This is a genomic window from Hydrogenophaga sp. BPS33, from assembly GCF_009859475.1.
In the GTDB taxonomy this organism is placed as follows: domain Bacteria; phylum Pseudomonadota; class Gammaproteobacteria; order Burkholderiales; family Burkholderiaceae_C; genus Hydrogenophaga.
The window spans coordinates 694449-711731 of sequence record NZ_CP044549.1 but is presented as its reverse complement, the minus strand read 5'-3'; the positions used below and the strand labels follow the sequence as shown (position 1 = coordinate 711731).

Below are 17283 nucleotides of genomic sequence, written 5' to 3'. Positions count from 1 at the left end.
CATGCAACGACCCACGCGCTGTCATCACCTTGTTCCCGCCATCGCCCTGTGCGCCACAGCGCCCGCCATGGCCGCCACGCCCTACGCCACGCAGGGCACGTGCGCCGGTCACCCTGCGGTGGCCTTGAAGGTGCCCGCCGGCTGGTGCGCTGGCCTGGTGGCCGATGTGCGCGATGGCCTGCGCATGCCGCGCCGCCTGCTCGAAGTGGCGCCGAACCGGTTCTGGATCGTCGACATGGGCAACTGGGAACCTCGCCGCGGCCGTCTGCTGGAACTGCGCACCGGTATCTCGCCCGGCCAGACGGGACGCGTTCGCGTGCTCGCCACCGGCCTGGACCGCCCGCAAGGACTGGCGAAAGGGCCTGACGGACGCATCTACATTGGAGAAGCCGGCGTTGTGTGGCGCACGCCCATCGGCGAGACCGTCCAGAGACAGGACGTGATCACCGGCCTGCCCGCCGACGGCGCTCATCCGCTCAAGGAGTTGGCCTTCACACCCGATGGCCGGCTGCTGGTCAACATGGGGTCGATCACCGACGCGTGCCGAGGCAGCGACCAGCAACAACCCGCACCCTGCCCCGAACTCGCCGGCCCCCAGCCACGCGCCGCCGTGTACGTGGCCACCTTGGGTGGGCAGGACTTCGCGCTGCAGAGCTTCAAACCCCTGGCCACTGGGCTGCGCAACTCGCTCGGCCTGGCCAGCACCACCGCGCGCGACGGCACGGTGCGCCTGTGGCAAGCAGAGAACTCGGTGGACTACACCGATGCAAAGCTGCCCGCCGAGGAGCTCAACGAATTGAAAGAGGGCGCGTCTTACGGCTGGCCCTATTGCGTGAGCGACGCAAAGGGTCTGGCGGTGCCGGCGCGCGGTTACGAAGGCAGGGCGCGTTGCGCGCAACACGTCTCGGCGCATGCGGCGTGGCCGGCCCACGTAGCGCCCCTGCAGTTGCTATTGACACCCCGAGACTTCCACACAGGCCCCTTCGCCCACCGCTTGCTTGCGGTCTGGCACGGCTACCGCCCCGGGGGCCATCGCGTCGTGGCCTGGCGGCTCGACGACCAGGGCCGTCCCAGTGGCGCGCGCGAAGACCTGGTGAGCGGCTGGCAAGCCCAAGCCGGCGCGCGGCCGATGGGCACGCCGGCCGGGATCACCTTCGACGCCCAAGGCCGGCTGTGGATCGTGGAAGACCGCAACAAGACGGTCATCGTGATCGCACCGAAGCCTTGATTCAGGCGATCTTCGCCAGATGTTCCCTTTTGGGAAAGGGCGTTGACGGACCTTTGCGACAATCGCCGCCATGCTCCAGTTCGAACTGCTCAAGACCGAAGGCCACGCGCGCCGCGGCCGACTCACGCTCAACCATGGCGTGGTCGAAACCCCCATCTTCATGCCCGTGGGCACCTACGGCACCGTCAAAGGCGTGATGCCACAGAGCCTGCACGACATGGGCGCCCAGATCATCCTGGGCAACACGTTTCACCTCTGGATGCGCCCGGGCCGCGAGGTGATGGCCAGCTTCGGTGGCCTGCACGCCTTCGAACAATGGCACAAGCCCATCCTCACCGACTCGGGCGGCTTCCAGGTCTGGAGTCTGGGTGCAATGCGCAAGATCACCGAAGAAGGCGTGACCTTCGCCTCGCCCGTCAACGGCGACAAGCTCTTCATGTCGCCCGAGGTGAGCATGCAGATCCAGACCGGCCTGAACAGCGACATCGTGATGCAGCTCGACGAGTGCACACCCTACGAAACCAATGGCCACATCACCACCGAGGCCGAAGCGCGCAAGAGCATGGAGATGAGCCGGCGCTGGGCCCAGCGTTCACAAGACGAATTCGCACGGCTGGAGAATCCCAATGCGCTTTTCGGCATCGTGCAGGGCGGCATGTTCGAGCACCTGCGCCAGGAGTCGCTGGAGGCGCTGGTCGAGATGGACTTTCCCGGCTACGCCATCGGCGGCGTGAGCGTGGGCGAGCCCAAGGAGCAGATGCTGCAAATCATGGCGCACACGCCGCACCGCCTGCCGGCGCACAAACCGCGTTACTTGATGGGCGTGGGCACTCCGGAAGACCTGGTGCAAGGCGTGGCCGATGGCGTGGACATGTTCGACTGCGTCATGCCCACGCGCAACGCGCGCAATGGCACGTTGTTCACCCGCTTTGGCGATCTGAAGATCCGCAACGCGCGCCACAAGACCGACCACCAGCCGCTGGACGTCACCTGCACCTGCCACGCCTGCGCCGGCAAGAGCGGCGTGAGCTGGACCGACGGTGGACGCGACGGCTTCAGCCGTGCCTACCTGCACCACCTGGACCGCTGCGGCGAAATGCTCGGCCCGATGCTGAGCACCATCCACAACCTGCACTACTACCTGAACCTGATGCGCGAGGTGCGCGAGGCATTGGACGCGGGCACCTTCGGCGCATTCCAGGCGCAGTTCAAGGCCGATCGCGCGCGCGGCGTTTAACCAAACTGCAGGCAGCGCATGCCCAGCGTGCCGCTGTGGAAGGCCTCGAAGACGTGCCGAGGCACCTGACCCGCATCGGCCGCGCCCAACGCGTATAGAAAGGGCCAATAGTGGTCCGGCGTGGGCACCGCCATGCGGGCAGACATGTCCAGCCCGATGTAGTTCAGCAACGCCTTGTCTTCGCGCTGGTCCAGCGCGCGTTTGACACAGTCATCGAACGCCTGCGCCCAAGGCCGGCTTGCCTTGGATTGCTCGGGCGTGCCCCGGTCGGTGGCGCGCAGGTTGTGCACGATATTGCCGCTGCCGATGACGAGTACGCCCTGCTCGCGCAAACCTTGCAATTCACGGCCCAGCGCGTAATGGAAAGCAGCCGGCTTGTCGTAGTCGATCGAGACCTGAAAGACCGGCACGTTGGCCTTGGGAAACAAGTGGTGCAGCACGGTCCAGGTGCCGTGGTCCAGCCCCCATTCGGTGGTGGGCACGCTGGGGTTGCTGCGGATGAGTCTGGCGGCGGCACGTGCCAGATCGGGGTGGCCCTTGGCCGGGTATTGCATTTCGTGCAGCTGGCGCGGAAAGCCACCGAAGTCGTGGATGGTGGGCGGTCGCTCGTTCACGGTCACACCGGTCGCGCCATTCGTGAGCCAATGCGCCGACACCACCAGAATCGCGCGCGGCTCACCCAGGCGCTGGCCCCAGGCCGACAGTGCGCGGGTGAACCGGTTGTCCGAGATCGCGTTCATCGGGCTGCCGTGGCCAATGAAGAGCACCGGCTGGCGCTTCAGTGGGGCAGCGTGGGCAGGCGCCTGGGCGCTGAGCGAGAGCAGCGCGGCGGACAGTGCGCCCAGGGAAGTGGATTCCAGAAAAAGGCGACGGGAGGGCATGAGAAAAAATCGGTGGGGATCGAGCGGCCTTCTCTGCGGAAGGCAGAGCATAGAGATGCCCCTCATCCGCTTGGTTCCCTGCGCAGCGAAAGATGCGTTCAACCCGCTGGTGCCGCGCCGTCCATTCGCGCCGAGGGCTCCCCACACGCGTAACAGTAGCGTGTGAACGCATTCTTGCGCGCGTTGCATTTGACGCAGTGGTTGTGCAAGCCCATGCCGCAGTGCGCGCAGAAGTCGTTCTTCGGGTCCCTCAGGTCCAGCGGGCGCTCGCACCCGGGGCACACGCTCTTGGCCAGACGGGCCTGCGCGAGGTCGTAGTCCAGCTCCTGGCGCCGCTCGCGGTCGGGCAGCGCCTCGGCTTGCTGTTGCCGCTCCAAGTAGCGCTGCAAGGCGGCGATGGCGTAGCGCCCGCCGATCACCGTGAGCACGATGCCGACGATGTAGCGCACATAGCCGCCGTAGCTCGGCAGGTACGGCATCAGCTCCACGAAAAAGGCGAACAGCGCGAAGAAGATGAAGCCCCATACGAACGGCCAATAGGTGCTCTTGCGCTGCTTCGCAAACAGCCAACCTGCCACCACCAGCAAGGGCAAGGTGAGCGCGAGGCGGTAGAGGAAAACGCGCAGTTCTTGCGCGCGCTGGGCCGCCATGAAGGTGTCGCGCGCCTGGTCTTCCAGCACCTGCAAACCCTCCTGTGCGCGCTGCTGTGCCTGGCTGGCGTTGAGCGCCGCTTGCTGCTGCGCCTCCACCGCCGCCAGCGCATCGCGCTCGGCCTGGCGGTAGCCATCGAGCTGGCGCGTGCGCTCGATCAACTCGGGGTCTTGTTCGGGCCGCTGCGTGGCATTGCGCGTGGCCAGCCAATTTCCAAACGTATCGCGCGCCGCGCGGTGGTTGGCCTGCGCGGTCTGCTGGCGCAACTGCGCCTGCTCCAGCACGCTCTGCGCTTCGCGCTCGGTGCGCCGCGCGTCTTCGACCGCGCGCTTGAGCGCGGGTGCCCGCTGCGGGTCCAGAAAGTCGTCCAGCGTGCGTCGCTGCTCCACCTGCGGCAAGTCGCCCACGATGGTGCCGCCCAAGCCCACCAGGAACCACGCAAACAGAAACGCCACCAGCCACAGCCCGCGGCGAAACCATTTCTCCGACCAACGCAATGCCTTGCCCATGTTGAACTCCTCCAGGATAAAACTGCTTTACAGCGCGATCGCCTGAGGCGAAGACGCCAGACCGCTGCGCGCGAACCATTCGAACACCGAATCCACCGTGACGGTTTCGATGCGATCGGCAAAGCGCTTCTCGTTCGGATGGTCGTCGAAGGCCACGTTGGCCGTGCCGGCCCGCGCGCCCAGCCGCGTGAACGCGCGCAGCGTGAGCGTGGTCGGCTGGTAGCCCTTGAAACGCAGCCAGGCCTGCGCTTGTTCCCGCGTACTCACGCCAGGCTCTACGGCCATGGACATCGTTTCCAGCGCCCATTGATTGGACTGCTGGTAGCGCTGGCTCCACGGGTAGCTCACCAGGTTGTAGGCCCGTTCGTGCAGCACGATCGAGCGGCGGGAGTCGTTGAGCAGTACCCACAGCGGCGCTTGCAAGGCCGGCGCGGGCACCACCCATGCGGCTTCATGGCGCCACACGTCGTCGAGAAAGAACTCACCCAGGCCCTGGCGGTACAGGTCGCTGGTGGCGGTGCCGCACTGGTTGAGCTTGTGCAGCACGCGCCAGAGACCGGCATCGGTCTTGTAGGCCCAACCCAGATGCGAATAGCGCAACTGGTATTTGCTCAGGTCTTGTCCGGCACGCGCGAGCACCACCACGCGCGCGCCGCTGCGGGCATGTTCGGCGTCCAACGCCTGCGAGGTTCGCAACGCCAAGGCCATGCCTTGCTCGATGCCCTGCGCGGTCAAGGGTTTGTGTTCGCAGGAGCGGCCCGCATGGGCGGTGGTGGCGAGCAGCAGAGCGGCGGCAAGGCCGCACACGGTTCGCAGCAAGGTCGTGGTCATTGGCGTGTCACCCGTTCGTTGTGCAACAGTGCACGGCCCAGCTCGTTGGGAATGAAGGCCAGCACCTCGCCTGCGGCGGAGAGCAGCACGCCGGTGCCGATCACACTGACCGTGACTGCGGTGCCCACACCCGCCGCCACGCCCAAAGCGGCGCGCCCCGCCACTTCCACGCTGGCTCGCGCGCCGTCCGACGCCCGCTCCAACACGTAAACCGTGCCGCGCGCGGTGCTCTCCACCGTCTTGACCACCAGCACCGCACTGGTGGCGGACAGTGCCACCGGCAACGTACTGACAGCGGCTGCCCCGACAGAAGCCGTGGCGGCGACCGAGGCCACCGAGGCGACAGGCAGCATCGACAACGCGACCGAGGCCTCGCTCTGCGCGCGGGCGGGCGTGCTGACCATGGTCAGCGCAAGGCACACGCTGGCGGCGAGCTTCATCAGGTTTGAAATGGTCTTGTCCATGAGAGTGTCCTGTTGTCGGTGAAAGGATGGAGGCTTATTCGGCATGGGCAGCGGCGCGTTCCTGCTGGGCCTGCTGGGCCTGCTGACGGCCGAGCATTTCTCCGCGCACGTGCGCCTCGGCCAGATCGGCTTCGTGGCGGTCGCGCAGGGTCTTGGCCAGGGTGAAGGCCGAGGTGACGAGGTAGAGCCAGCTCACACCCAGATAGGCGCGGTAGGTGTCGTTGATCTCCATGCGCAGCAAGCCCCAGCCCGTCAACGCCATGGCGACAGCAAAACCTCCCCACACGACCAGGCGCCACATCGGCGTTTCGGCTTCGCCACTCAGCGACGCCTTCTGTCCATCGCGCACCGCCTTGGACAAGACGAACACGGTGGAGAGACAGAACACGTAGCCCATCACCATGAAGGCGCGATCCAGCGCCTGGCCGGGCAGGTACGCCAGGCCCGTGGCACAGAGGAACACGGCGATGCCGAACGAGACCCAGACCTGGAGCTGCCAGGCGCGGGTGTCGCGCATCACGATGAGGGGAGAGCGGTTCGAGGCCATAAAAACCTTGGGGTTGTTGAGGAGCCGCGATGGTGCTTCGACCAGGTCTTCAAGGCCTCGTCGGTTTGCATGTGTATCGATCGATCGTGTGATCGGTATCGAATGGTGATACCGAGAACCGGAGACACCCGACGCGCATTTCAGTGCAACAACTGCGCCACGCGGACGTGCAAGCCCTCAGGCGTCACCGCGTGCGACGCGAGGGGTTCGCCCACGTTCAGTCCGACACGGTTGAAAACGCCACGGCGGAACGGCCGGACCATGGCCGTCTTGGTGCCGTTGTGCATCTCCACGCGGCTGAAAAACGAGCCCCAGAGATGGGTGAGTGCCATGGGGATCACCGGCACCTGGAGGCCATCGGCCTCGGCGCGCTCCAGGATCTTCATCACGCCGCCTTTGAAAGGCTGCAGAGCGCCATCGGTTGTGATACCTCCCTCGGGGAAGATCGCCAGCAGATCACCCTCGCGCAGCACAGCGGCGGCCGCTTCGAACGCCGCCTCATAGGCCACTGGGTCCTCCTTCTGCGGTGCGATCGGGATGGCCTTGGCCAGCCTGAACAGCCAGCCGAGCACCGGCACCTTGAAGATGCGGTGGTCCATCAGGAAGCGCATCGGGCGTGGGCTCGCGGCCATGAGCAGCACCGCATCGACGTAGCTCACGTGGTTGCAGACGATGATCGCCGCGCCTTCGGTGGGAATGTGCGCGTCGCCCGTGACCTTGAAGCGGTAGACGCAGCGCGAGGCCACCCAGGCCACGAAGCGCAAGAGGTACTCGGGCACCAGCAGGAAGATGTAGAACGCCACCACCGCGTTGGCCAGACCCACCAGCAGGAACATTTGCGGAATCGTGAAGCCCGCCTTGAGCAGCGCGCCGGCCATGACGGCGCTGCCGATCATGAACAAGGCGTTGAGGATGTTGTTGGCCGCGATGATGCGCGCGCGGTGCGTGGGCTGGCTGCGCATCTGGATCAGCGCGTACATGGGCACGCTGTAGAGGCCGGCGAAAAGGCTGAGCAGCGTCAGGTCGACCAGCACGCGCCAATGCCCGGGCACCACCACGAACTGCGCCACGCCTTGGGCGGCCACCGTGGGCAAGCCCCGCGAGGCGAAGTACAGGTCGATGGAAAACACGCTCATGCCGAAAGCGCCCAGCGGTACCAGGCCGATTTCCACGTGTCGGCGCGAAAGCACTTCGCACAACAGCGAGCCGGTGCCGATACCGACCGAGAACACGATCAGCAACAACGAGGCGACCTGCTCGTTGCCGTGCAGCACCTCCTTGGCGAAGCTCGGAAACTGGCTCAGGAACACCGCGCCGAAGAACCACATCCAACTGATGCCCAGGACCGAGCGGAACACCACCGTATTGCCATGCGCGAGCTTGAGGTTGCGCCAGGTTTCGGTGAAGGGGTTCCAGTTGATGGTCAGCCCCGGGTCGGTGGCGGGCGTGACCGGCACGGCCTGCGCGGTCAGCCGCCCGATCAAAGCCAGTGCCACGCAGCTGAACCCCACGTGGTGCGCGCCGATCTCCGGAATGGCGATGATCAAACCTCCGGCCAGGTTGCCCAGCAGGATGGCGACGAAGGTGCCCATCTCCACCATGCCGTTGCCACCAGTCAGCTCGCGCTCGCTCAGGTGGTGCGGGAGGTAGGCGAACTTCACCGGACCGAACAAGGTGGAGTGCAGGCCCATGAGGAAGGTGCACAAGAGCAAAAGGGGAACGCTGGCGCTGAAAAACGCCCAGGCCGCCACCGCCATGATGAGCACCTCCAAGCGCTTCACGAACACGATCAAGGTCTTCTTGTCGTACTTGTCCGCGAGTTGGCCACTGGTGGCGGAGAACAGCAGAAACGGCAGGATGAACAGCGCGCCAATGACCAGCCCGGCCAGTGCCGGCGGCAGCCACGCCACCTGCAGCTGGTAGGTCACCATCACCGTGAAAGCGAACTTGAACAGGTTGTCGTTGGCCGCGCCCAGAAACTGCGTCCAGAAGAAGGGCGCGAAACGGCGCTGACCCAGCAAGGCAAATTGCCCGCCTTCGTGGGCAGCAGCAGCGGGTGAATGGGCCACTGCGGATGGGGTGGCGGTGGTGTTGCTCATGCGGGCTCCTCCAGATGTGCTGTTGTCGTGTGGTTGCCATCGGCCTGCGGCTCGCGCATTCTGCCGCATGGCCTGGGTGCGGCGCAGTCTGCGCGAGCGACGCCCTGCGCGGCATTGCACTCCGATACAGTCGCAGCATTCCCACCCGCCAGTACCGCCTTCCGATACTTCAAGCCCATGAGCACCACCGCCGACCTCGTCTCCGCGCTGAAAAAGGAACTCAAAGCGGCGCAGATGACGTACGCCGATCTGGCCCTGGCCATCGGCATGGCCGAATCCAGCGTCAAGCGCATGCTGGCCAGCGGAGAGATGTCGCTCGGACGCGTCGACGAAATTTGCCGTGCGCTCAAGCTGGACTTCGCCGAACTCGCACGCCGCGTGGCCGACGCGCAGCCGCTCTTGCGCGAGATGACGCAGGAGCAGGAACGGGCGGTGGTGGCGGACAAAAAACTGCTGCTCGTCGCCATCTGCGTGCTCAGCCAGTGGACGCTGGAGCAGATGACGGCGCGGTACCGCTTGACCGAAGCGGAGTGCGTGAAGTACCTGGTGCAGCTCGACCGCATCGGCATCATCGACCTGCGGCCGCTCAACCGCTACCGCCTCAAGTTGGCCAAGACCTTCCGCTGGCGCCCGCACGGGCCGGTGATGAACTACTTCCGCGAACACGCCCTGCTCGACTATTTCGCGGGCGGTTTCGACGGCACGGGCGAGGGCGTGATGCTGGTACACGGCTCGGTCAGCCGCACGCTCGCGCCGGGTTTTCTGGAACGGCTGCAGCGCGTGGCACAGGACTTCGCCCAGCAGCATCAGACCGACCAGAAGCTGCACGAGAAGGACCGTGAGGGCTACACGCTGGTGCTGGCCATGCGCAGTTGGGAATTCGAGGCGTTCGCGCGATTGCGGCGCTGACCATGGCCACGGCGCACAGCACCCCCGTCCCACGCCATGTCCTGCCGGTATTGGTGCTGGCGCAATTCCTGGGCACTTCGTTGTGGTTCGCGGTCAACGCGGTCATGCCCGACTTGCAGCGCGAGCTGGGCTGGGCCACCGGCGCGGTGGGCACGCTCACGTCGTCGCTGCAATTCGGCTTCATCCTGGGCACGCTGGTGTTCGCCCTGCTGGCCATCGCCGACCGCTTTGCGCCGCGCCGTGTGTTCCTGGTGTGCGCGCTCGCGGGGGCTGCCTGCACCGTGGGCGCCTGGTGGACGGTGCGCGATTATTCGGCGTTGCTCGTCTGGCGTTTTGCCACAGGGTTCTTTCTGGCGGGCATCTACCCGGTGGGCATGAAGATCGCCGCGCAGTGGTACGCGCGTGGACTGGGCGGCGCGCTCGGCCTGCTGCTGGGCGCACTCGTGCTGGGCTCGGCCAGCCCTCACGCGCTGCGTGCACTGGGCGGCGCGTTGCCCTGGCCCACGCTCATGCTGGGCGTGGCGGCCCTGGCGGCGAGCGGCGGCCTCCTGCTGTTCTTCTGCACCGCCGACCCGCCCGGCGCGCAAGCCCGCGTGGCGGTATTGCAATGGCGCGCCCTGGCCACGCTGTGGACCGATGCACGGGTGCGCAGCTCGGTGCTGGGCTATTTCGGCCACATGTGGGAGCTCTACACCATGTGGGTGATGGTGCCCCTGGTACTGGCCACCCGGATGCAAGGCGCCTCGCTGTCTTGGACGGCTTTCTTCGTGCTCGGTGCGGGGGCGATCGGCTGTGCCGCTGGGGGCTGGGTGGCGCAGCGCTGGGGCAGCGCCCGCGTGGCGGGCGTGCAACTTGCCATCAGTGGCCTGTGCTGCCTGGCAACGCCGTGGACGCTCGCCGCGCCCGATGTGGTGTTTTACGGCTGGTTGCTGCTCTGGGGCATCACGGTGGCCGGCGATTCGCCGCAGTTCTCCGCCCTCACCGCGCGCAACGCCCCACCCGAGGCAGTGGGCAGTGTGCTAACCCTCACCAACAGCATCGGCTTCGCCATTTCGATCGCCAGCATTCTGCTGTTCGTGTCATTCGCGGAGCACACCGCACTGAACCTGTTGCTGCCCTGGTTGGCCGTCGGCCCTGCTCTGGGCCTGTGGGCGTTGTGGCCGCTGTGGAAGGCCGAAGCCGGCGGCTCCTCTAACGTCTGCGGATGAACCCGAAGATGGCCGATGCGACGGCCAGCACGAGAAATACCACAAACAAGATTTGCGCAATCCCGGCTGCGCTGGCGGCAATGCCGCCAAAACCCAATAGGGCCGCAATCAGCGCGATCACGAAAAAAACCACGGCATAGTGAAGCATGTTCGGCTCCTGTGACAAGGCCGGCAAGCCGACCCTTGGTGCGTTCACAACGCCCACCGTTGTGATGGCTTCACTTTAAAAATGGATGCGTCTTGCCGCTGCAAGCGCCCATGCCGGCATCGAGTAGGAAATCACCGACAGGCTCACGCAAGGCCTACTGAATGAGCCCGTTCTTCAAGGCGTAGTAGGTGAGTTCGCTGTTGCTCGTGAGCTTGAGTTTTTCCAGCACGCGGGTACGGTAGGTGCTCACCGTCTTGACACTCAAGAACATCGCCTCGGCCATGTTGCCGATGGTCTCGCCCTTGGCCAGACGCAAGAACACCTGCAACTCGCGCTCGGACAACAACTCGTGCGGGGGGCGGTCGGCATCGCCGGCCGCGTTGTCGGCCAGCAGCTCGGCCACTGCCGGGCTGATGTAGCGCCGCCCGCGCGCGACCGTGCGTATGGCGTTGACGATGTCTTCGGGTTCACATTCCTTGTTGAGATAGCCACTCGCGCCGTTGCGCAGCAGCGTGGTGGCGTACTGGGCTTCCGGAAATCCGCTGAGGATGAGCACGGGCAGCTCGGGAAAGCGGGCCCGGATGGCCTGCAACGCGTCCACGCCACCTTGGTCCGGCATCGAGATGTCCATCAACAGCACGTCGACCTCGCCACCGCGTGCGAGTTCGAGCGCCTCGCGGCCGTTGTTGGCTTCCCCTGTCACCTTCAGGTCCACGTGTTCGCCGAGAAACTGGCGCAAGCCGGACCGCACGATGGCGTGGTCGTCGACGATGCCTACCTTGATCATGGTGTCTTTCTCGAATAGGGGTGCTGGTATGCGCAAGCAATGTAACAGGCCTGCTTCGCGCCAACCGTCAGACAGCTCCTACAACCCTGCCCTCGCATCGGCTCTGTCCTACACAGAGGTGGCGACCCGCCCGACATCCCATGCCTTCTTCCTTTCTTACAGTGACTCCACGGCCCAACGCCATCCGCGTTCAAGCCGCGCAGCCCCGAAGGACTGCTTCAACCCCCAACCATTCAAGGAGTCACATATATGAACTGGGATCGCATCGAAGGCAACTGGAAACAGGCCAAGGGGAAGGTGGTCGAACAGTGGGGCAAGCTCACCAACGACGACCTTGACGTTGTCGCGGGCCGCCGCGAGCAACTGTCCGGGAAGATCCAGGAACGCTACGGCATTGCAAAGGACGAGGCTGAGCGTCAAGTGGCCGACTGGGAGCGCCGTCTGGGCGACACCTGGCTGGACGATGCGCCGCGCAATCCTCCGAGTTCGCACTGACGTTCAGCCATCCACAGGCGCAAGCCGATTTCTCGCAAGTTTCAAAAAGACCACCACGCCCCTCTGCCGCGCGAAGCCGGACTCGACTGCGAGGCCTTTCTCGCTGGCAGCCCCATACACACATGCATATTTGACCTGAGGAGATCGCTATGAAACTGACCCATGTTGTTCTCGCCGCCGCCGCGGCGCTCGCCGTTGTTCAAGTGACCGGCTGTGCGGTCGCCCGCGACCAACAGACCGTTGGCTCGTATGTCGACGATGCCACGGTGACCACGCGCGTGAAAGCGGCCTTTGCGAAGGACCCAACGGTTGCCGCAACGTCCATCAACGTCGAGACCCTCAAAGGCACGGTCCAGCTCTCGGGCTTTGCCAAATCCGAAGCCGAGCGCAGCGGTGCCGAACGCTTGGCGCGCAACGTCGACGGCGTGAAGTCCGTTCGCAACGACATCGTCGTTCGATAAGGGCCACAGGACGACACGGGTGTAGGACATGGCCTACATCACAATGCCCAGCGACAACGGCACAATGGAAGCGCGCATGCCCGACCCAGTCGGCGAGCGCGCTCCGCTTCCGTCAAAGCCCATGCCCTGCGCCCAAATGTCTCCTCTCAGAACTTTCATCGTCGAGGACAACAAGGTGATCTACGAGAACCTGGTGTCCACGCTGGAAGAGCTGGCCAATGTAGAGATGGTCGGGCACGCCCGGGACGAAGCCGCTGCGGTGCAATGGCTCCAGGGCGGCGGTAGTTGCGATTTGATGATCATCGACATCTTTCTGACCTCTGGCTCGGGTCTGGGCGTGCTGAAAGCAGCACAGACCACGCACCTTCCCATGCGCCGCGTGGTGCTCACCAACTACGCCACCGCCGACATTCGGCAGCGCTGCGCAGCACTCGGGGCCGATCGGGTGTTCGACAAGTCGAGCGAACTCGAAGACCTGATCACGTATTGCTCCCGCATCTCCGACGGCACGGCCACCTCGCCCGCTGGTCTTCAGTAAGCCCCTGCGACACACGAGATGCCCATCGCCCTCCCTTGGCGCTTTGCCCCGTGGCGCAGGTCACTGGCAATGGCGCTGGCAGCGGCACTGGCGTTGGCGGTCTTTGCAGGTTCGGAATGGATTTACCATCGCGCGCGCGACTCCATGTTCAGTCTGGGGGCGCGCGACAATGCGCGCACGGCAGTGCAGACGGTCATGCGCCGCCTGCTCGATGTCGAGACCGCCCAGCGTGGCTACCTGCTCACCGGCCGCTCGCAATACCTGGAACCCTACAACGCGGCGGAAACCGACATGGCGCACGCCATCATCCGGTTGCGCGAACACCTTCGGAACGACCCCGCCATGTTGCGTCTGGTCGACGCACTCGAAGAGCAGGTGCTGCAAAAGACCTCCGAGGTGGAGGCCACCATTTCGCTGTACGACCAGGGGGCACAAGACGCCTGGCAGGGCATCTTGCTGACCGATATCGGCCGCGAAAAGATGGAAAATGCCCGCCGCATCGCCGACGTGCTGTTGGTCACGGAAGACCGGCGCGTGGCGATCGAGCGCGCGGGCATCTACCGCACGCTCGACATGGGTCGGGTCAGCGTGCACGCGCTGACCGTTTTGAGCTTGTTGGCCTACCTCTTTTTTCTGAGTAAGAACGCCGCCCTGCGGGCGAGTCGCCAGGCGCACGCGCAGCAGTTGCAGGCCGAGCGCGACTCCCTCGAACACCAGGTTCGGCTGCGCACCGCCGAACTCGCGCAGCTCAACCTGAGTTTGCAGGAGTTGCGCGATGGGGAGCGCAGCGGCCTGGCGCGTGCGATGCACGACGAACTGGGCGCACTGCTCACCACCGCCAAACTGGACCTCATGCGCCTGCGCCATGCCATGCCCACGCCCAGCGATGAAGTGACGATGCGGCTGAAGCACCTGAACGCCACGCTGGACCAGGGTATCGATGTAAAGCGGGGTTTGATGGAAGGACTGGTGCCCGGGGCCCTGCACAACCTCGGACTGCAGCCCGCGATCGAAGATCGGGTGCGCGTGTTCCAGGAGCTCACGGGTGTGCCCGTCGAGCTGGACTTGCAAGCGGTCGTCGCCGACACCGCGACACGGCAGGCACTGTTCTCGGTGGTACAAGGCGTGTTGTCCAATATCGAACGGCATGCCCATGCTTCCCGCGTCACACTCTCGCTCGTGACCGATGGCCCCCAAGTCGTTCTCACCTTGGCCGACAATGGTCAAGGTTTCGCGGGGCCCAGCGGATCGACCTCGGCCCAAGGATTGAAAAGCCTGCGCCACCGCATCGAATCGCGCGGCGGCAGCTTCACCGTTCGCTCGGCGCCGGGCGAAGGCACTCATGTGCAGGTCCGCCTGCCCACTCCAGAACTCAACGAAGGACACACCGACACCACGCCATGATCAAGTCGTCCATCGAACGGGTCGCTCGAACGCGCTACGTGATGCCCATCATCGTGACCTTGGCCATCGCCATCATCGCCATCACGGAAAGCACCTATCAGCACTCGCGCACCACATTGGAACAAGGCGTCGCACTCTCCGACGCGCGTCTTGAGGCCTCCCGGACCCTGCAAAGCCTCACCGATGCGGAGGCTGCCGCTCGCGCGTACATCGCCAGTGGCCACCCGGACGACCTGGCGACCTACCGGGAGGCGGTTGCGGACATGCAAGCCGTTCGCCAAGGGGTGGTCAAACTGGTGGAGGTCCTCGATCCCGGCCGGACCTTTTCGCTGAGTGGATTGAACGAGCAACTGGATGCGCACGTCGCCACACTGGACGAGTGGGTGCGCGCGGCGGCCCAAGGGCGCAAGGCACAGGCCCAAACCCAGGCGAGCGCCCATCAGAGTCGTCAACGGTATGCCGCCCTGCGCACCGAATTTGAAACCGTGCTCAAGCGCGGCGAGGCGATTCAGAAAAGCACCCGGGTCTCGCTCTTCGATGCCATGCTGATCAACCGCCTGGCCTTGCATGGTCTGGTGGTGTTGGCGGTGCTGGCATTGGCCCTGTTCATGCGGCAGTTGCGCGAAAGCGACCGCCGCGAGGCACAGGAGCACGAGCGCCTCTCGGCCCAGGTGACCCTGCGCACCACCGCCCTGCGCAATCTGGCCGGACACCACGTGAGCGCACGCGAGGACGAACGCAGCCGCGTGGCACGCGAGCTTCACGACGAACTGGGCGGCCTGTTCACTGCCATGAAACTGGAGATCGCCCGCTTGCGCCGTGTCACCGAAGTACCCGATGCGGCGCTCGAGCGCATCGCCGGCATCGAACAACGGCTCAACGAAGGCATTGCCGTCAAGCGGCGCATCATCGAACACCTGCGACCCTCGTCGCTCGATCAACTGGGCCTCATTCCCGCGCTGGAAATGCTGTGCCAGAACGCTGCGGGCGGACTGGGCATCCCGGTACACATGCAACTCTCGCCGGTGGAACTGACCAAGGACGCCGAACTCACCGCCTACCGGCTGGTGCAGGAGTCGCTGACCAACGTGAGCAAGTACGCCCAGGCACGCCAGGTCTGGGTGGAGCTGGCGCAAACCAGCCCCTGGGTGCGCGTGTCGGTGCGCGACGACGGCCGAGGCTTCGACACCGAGACCGTGCCCGCCGGTCACCATGGCTTGCTGGGCATGCGGGTGCGGGTCGAGTCGCATGCGGGCAAGCTCGACATCATCAGCGCGCCCGGCCTGGGCACCCACGTGGTCGCCGAGCTGCCCATGCGCACGGTGGCGCCGGCCTGAGCTGTAACCGAGCTGTAACTGGTTTCACAGATAATTGAAACCAAATTACATCCGGCCACCCCGGCCTTTCTGGAGACAGTTCCCAAATGAAGATCACGCGCGCCACCAAGATCGTTGCCACTCTCGGCCCCGCGTCCAGCGACCCCGACCTGCTCGAACGCATGATCCGCGCCGGCGTCAATGTGGTGCGGCTCAACTTCTCGCACGGCATCGCGCAAGACCACATTGACCGGGCCGAGCTGGTGCGGGCCGCGGCGCAACGCGCGGGCCGCGAGGTGGGCATCATGGCCGACCTGCAGGGACCGAAGATCCGCGTCGGCAAGTTCGCGCAAGGCAAGGTGGTGCTGGAGCCCGGGCAGGCCTTCGTGCTCGATGCCTCGCGCACCGAGCCAGGGGACATCGAAGGCGTGGGCCTGGACTACAAGGAGCTGCCACGCGACGTGAAGGCCGGCGACACGCTGCTGCTCAACGACGGGCTGATCGTGCTCACCGTCAACAAGGTGGCCGGCCCGGCGGTGCACACCACCGTCAAGCTCGGCGGCGAGCTGTCCAACAACAAGGGCATCAACAAACAGGGCGGCGGGCTCACCGCGCCGGCGCTGACGGCCAAGGACATGGACGACATCAAAACCGCGATGGGCCTCAAGGCCGACTACGTGGCGGTGAGCTTCCCGAAAAACGCCACCGACATGGAGCTGGCACGCCAGCTCTGCAACGTCGCGGGCGCGGCCACCGGCCACAAGCCGGGGCTGATCGCCAAGATCGAGCGCGCCGAGGCCATTCCTGAACTGGCTGCCATCCTCAAGGTGTCCGACGGCATCATGGTCGCGCGGGGTGACCTGGCGGTGGAAGTGGGCAACGCGGCCGTGCCCGGCTTGCAGAAGCACATGATCCGGCTCGCGCGCGAGATGGACAAGGTGGTGATCACCGCCACGCAGATGATGGAATCGATGATCGTCAACCCGGTGCCCACGCGTGCCGAGGTGAGTGACGTCGCCAACGCCGTGCTCGACGGCACCGACGCGGTGATGCTCAGCGCCGAAACCGCCGCCGGCAAATTTCCGCTGGAAACCGTGATGGAAATGGCCAACATCTGCTCCGAAGCAGAAAAGGCCGAGTACCGCGAGCTGAGCGCCGACTTCCAGGGCAAGACCTTCAAGCGCATCGACCAATCCATTGCCATGGGCGCCCTGTTCACCGCCCACCACCTGGGCGCCAAGGCCATCGTGGCCCTGACCGACTCGGGCTCCACCGCGCTGTGGATGAGCCGGCACAACGTGCGCATGCCGATCTACGCCATGACGCCGAACCTCTCGACCCAGCGCCGCATGACGCTCTACCGCAACGTGCGCCCGCTGCTGATGGACAACAACACCGACCGCGACAATGCCTTGGCCGACGCCGAGACACACCTGCAGAAGCGCGGCATCGTGCGGACGGGCGACGTGTATGCGATCACCGTCGGCGAGCCCATGGGCCAGGCCGGTGGCACCAACACGCTGAAGATCTGCAAAGCGCAGTAAGAAAGCTCCCCCCGCCGCGCTGCGCG

General features: G+C 65.4%; 18 protein-coding genes. 10 read left to right on the top strand and 8 right to left on the bottom strand.

Translation table 11 applies throughout. The annotated features are described in order from the left end of the window. Nucleotide 1: 1 nt before the first annotated feature. Together F9K07_RS03400 and tgt are read left to right on the top strand one after the other, a co-directional pair. Nucleotides 2–1228: a PQQ-dependent sugar dehydrogenase gene (locus tag F9K07_RS03400; RefSeq protein ID WP_159589398.1), complete on the top strand. Its 1227-nt coding sequence runs from the start codon at nt 2–4 to the stop codon at nt 1226–1228. A 70-nt stretch (nt 1229–1298) separates the two neighbouring features. Then, nucleotides 1299–2465, top strand: a complete 1167-nt coding sequence (gene tgt / locus F9K07_RS03395; RefSeq protein WP_159589396.1) for a tRNA guanosine(34) transglycosylase Tgt — start codon at nt 1299–1301, stop codon at nt 2463–2465. On the opposite strand, the gene ygiD is transcribed toward tgt, so the two are convergent. The 6 genes from ygiD to F9K07_RS03365 all read right to left on the bottom strand — a co-directional run bounded on the left by ygiD (nt 2462) and on the right by F9K07_RS03365 (nt 8447). Continuing rightward, on the bottom strand, nt 2462–3346 hold the full coding sequence (ygiD, locus tag F9K07_RS03390; RefSeq protein WP_159589394.1) for a 4,5-DOPA dioxygenase extradiol: 885 nt from the start codon (nt 3344–3346) through the stop codon (nt 2462–2464). The two genes, tgt and ygiD, sit on opposite strands and share 4 nt — an antisense overlap. 98 nt (nt 3347–3444) lie before the next feature. Then, nucleotides 3445–4506: a zinc ribbon domain-containing protein gene (locus tag F9K07_RS03385; RefSeq protein WP_159589392.1), complete on the bottom strand. Its 1062-nt coding sequence runs from the start codon at nt 4504–4506 to the stop codon at nt 3445–3447. A 27-nt stretch (nt 4507–4533) separates the two neighbouring features. Then, nucleotides 4534–5337 (bottom strand): DUF2145 domain-containing protein, encoded by an 804-nt coding sequence (locus tag F9K07_RS03380; RefSeq protein ID WP_201451508.1) that lies wholly within the window; start codon nt 5335–5337, stop codon nt 4534–4536. After that, on the bottom strand, nt 5334–5801 hold the full coding sequence (locus F9K07_RS03375) for a hypothetical protein (RefSeq protein ID WP_159589390.1): 468 nt from the start codon (nt 5799–5801) through the stop codon (nt 5334–5336). Before F9K07_RS03375 ends, F9K07_RS03380 begins: the two co-directional genes overlap by 4 nt. 34 nt (nt 5802–5835) lie before the next feature. After that, complete coding sequence (locus F9K07_RS03370) at nt 5836–6348, bottom strand: YiaA/YiaB family inner membrane protein (protein ID WP_159589388.1); 513 nt, start codon at nt 6346–6348, stop codon at nt 5836–5838. A 140-nt stretch (nt 6349–6488) separates the two neighbouring features. Further along, nucleotides 6489–8447, bottom strand: coding sequence for an MFS transporter (locus tag F9K07_RS03365; protein WP_159589386.1), 1959 nt, complete (start codon nt 8445–8447; stop codon nt 6489–6491). A gap of 177 nt (nt 8448–8624) precedes the next feature. On the opposite strand from F9K07_RS03365, the gene F9K07_RS03360 reads away from it, so the two are divergent. Both F9K07_RS03360 and F9K07_RS03355 read left to right on the top strand, forming a co-directional pair. Further along, complete coding sequence (locus tag F9K07_RS03360; protein WP_159589384.1) at nt 8625–9356, top strand: helix-turn-helix domain-containing protein; 732 nt, start codon at nt 8625–8627, stop codon at nt 9354–9356. A gap of 2 nt (nt 9357–9358) precedes the next feature. Further along, nucleotides 9359–10564, top strand: a complete 1206-nt coding sequence (locus F9K07_RS03355; protein ID WP_159589382.1) for an MFS transporter — start codon at nt 9359–9361, stop codon at nt 10562–10564. Here the strand turns inward: F9K07_RS03355 and F9K07_RS03350 are convergent. Continuing rightward, nucleotides 10548–10712 (bottom strand): DUF1328 domain-containing protein, encoded by a 165-nt coding sequence (locus tag F9K07_RS03350; protein ID WP_159589380.1) that lies wholly within the window; start codon nt 10710–10712, stop codon nt 10548–10550. The genes F9K07_RS03355 and F9K07_RS03350 overlap by 17 nt on opposite strands. A 154-nt stretch (nt 10713–10866) precedes the next feature. Then, nucleotides 10867–11499, bottom strand: coding sequence for a response regulator (locus F9K07_RS03345; protein WP_159589378.1), 633 nt, complete (start codon nt 11497–11499; stop codon nt 10867–10869). Nucleotides 11500–11748: 249 nt separating this feature from the next. Here F9K07_RS03345 and F9K07_RS03340 point away from each other — a divergent pair, with 249 nt between their 5' ends. From F9K07_RS03340 to pyk, 6 genes are all read left to right on the top strand, one after another. Beyond that, nucleotides 11749–11994 (top strand): CsbD family protein, encoded by a 246-nt coding sequence (locus F9K07_RS03340; protein ID WP_159589376.1) that lies wholly within the window; start codon nt 11749–11751, stop codon nt 11992–11994. 149 nt (nt 11995–12143) lie between these two features. Then, nucleotides 12144–12455: a BON domain-containing protein gene (locus tag F9K07_RS03335; protein ID WP_159589374.1), complete on the top strand. Its 312-nt coding sequence runs from the start codon at nt 12144–12146 to the stop codon at nt 12453–12455. A gap of 136 nt (nt 12456–12591) precedes the next feature. Then, complete coding sequence (locus F9K07_RS03330; RefSeq protein WP_159589372.1) at nt 12592–12993, top strand: response regulator; 402 nt, start codon at nt 12592–12594, stop codon at nt 12991–12993. 18 nt (nt 12994–13011) lie between these two features. Beyond that, the gene (locus tag F9K07_RS03325; protein ID WP_159589370.1) at nt 13012–14397 is read left to right on the top strand and encodes a CHASE3 domain-containing protein; all 1386 of its coding nucleotides are present in this window, start codon (nt 13012–13014) and stop codon (nt 14395–14397) included. Continuing rightward, a complete protein-coding gene (locus tag F9K07_RS03320) occupies nt 14394–15734 on the top strand; it encodes a sensor histidine kinase (RefSeq protein WP_159589368.1) in 1341 nt (446 codons plus the stop codon). The genes F9K07_RS03325 and F9K07_RS03320 overlap by 4 nt, the downstream gene beginning before the upstream one ends. Nucleotides 15735–15820: 86 nt before the next feature. Further along, nucleotides 15821–17257 carry a pyruvate kinase gene (gene pyk, locus F9K07_RS03315; RefSeq protein ID WP_159589366.1) on the top strand — a complete coding sequence of 479 codons (1437 nt, stop codon included), beginning with the start codon at nt 15821–15823 and terminating at the stop codon, nt 17255–17257. The last annotated feature ends 26 nt before the right edge of the window (nt 17258–17283 follow it).

What these genes read in the sequence shown, in the direction of transcription:
- F9K07_RS03400 (WP_159589398.1), top strand. Translation starts at nt 2, where the DNA reads ATGCAACGACCCACGCGCTGTCATCACCTTGTTCCCGCCATCGCCCTG.
- tgt (WP_159589396.1), top strand. Translation starts at nt 1,299, where the DNA reads ATGCTCCAGTTCGAACTGCTCAAGACCGAAGGCCACGCGCGCCGCGGC.
- ygiD (WP_159589394.1), bottom strand. Translation starts at nt 3,346, where the DNA reads ATGCCCTCCCGTCGCCTTTTTCTGGAATCCACTTCCCTGGGCGCACTG.
- F9K07_RS03385 (WP_159589392.1), bottom strand. Translation starts at nt 4,506, where the DNA reads ATGGGCAAGGCATTGCGTTGGTCGGAGAAATGGTTTCGCCGCGGGCTG.
- F9K07_RS03380 (WP_201451508.1), bottom strand. Translation starts at nt 5,337, where the DNA reads ATGACCACGACCTTGCTGCGAACCGTGTGCGGCCTTGCCGCCGCTCTG.
- F9K07_RS03375 (WP_159589390.1), bottom strand. Translation starts at nt 5,801, where the DNA reads ATGGACAAGACCATTTCAAACCTGATGAAGCTCGCCGCCAGCGTGTGC.
- F9K07_RS03370 (WP_159589388.1), bottom strand. Translation starts at nt 6,348, where the DNA reads ATGGCCTCGAACCGCTCTCCCCTCATCGTGATGCGCGACACCCGCGCC.
- F9K07_RS03365 (WP_159589386.1), bottom strand. Translation starts at nt 8,447, where the DNA reads ATGAGCAACACCACCGCCACCCCATCCGCAGTGGCCCATTCACCCGCT.
- F9K07_RS03360 (WP_159589384.1), top strand. Translation starts at nt 8,625, where the DNA reads ATGAGCACCACCGCCGACCTCGTCTCCGCGCTGAAAAAGGAACTCAAA.
- F9K07_RS03355 (WP_159589382.1), top strand. Translation starts at nt 9,359, where the DNA reads ATGGCCACGGCGCACAGCACCCCCGTCCCACGCCATGTCCTGCCGGTA.
- F9K07_RS03350 (WP_159589380.1), bottom strand. Translation starts at nt 10,712, where the DNA reads ATGCTTCACTATGCCGTGGTTTTTTTCGTGATCGCGCTGATTGCGGCC.
- F9K07_RS03345 (WP_159589378.1), bottom strand. Translation starts at nt 11,499, where the DNA reads ATGATCAAGGTAGGCATCGTCGACGACCACGCCATCGTGCGGTCCGGC.
- F9K07_RS03340 (WP_159589376.1), top strand. Translation starts at nt 11,749, where the DNA reads ATGAACTGGGATCGCATCGAAGGCAACTGGAAACAGGCCAAGGGGAAG.
- F9K07_RS03335 (WP_159589374.1), top strand. Translation starts at nt 12,144, where the DNA reads ATGAAACTGACCCATGTTGTTCTCGCCGCCGCCGCGGCGCTCGCCGTT.
- F9K07_RS03330 (WP_159589372.1), top strand. Translation starts at nt 12,592, where the DNA reads ATGTCTCCTCTCAGAACTTTCATCGTCGAGGACAACAAGGTGATCTAC.
- F9K07_RS03325 (WP_159589370.1), top strand. Translation starts at nt 13,012, where the DNA reads ATGCCCATCGCCCTCCCTTGGCGCTTTGCCCCGTGGCGCAGGTCACTG.
- F9K07_RS03320 (WP_159589368.1), top strand. Translation starts at nt 14,394, where the DNA reads ATGATCAAGTCGTCCATCGAACGGGTCGCTCGAACGCGCTACGTGATG.
- pyk (WP_159589366.1), top strand. Translation starts at nt 15,821, where the DNA reads ATGAAGATCACGCGCGCCACCAAGATCGTTGCCACTCTCGGCCCCGCG.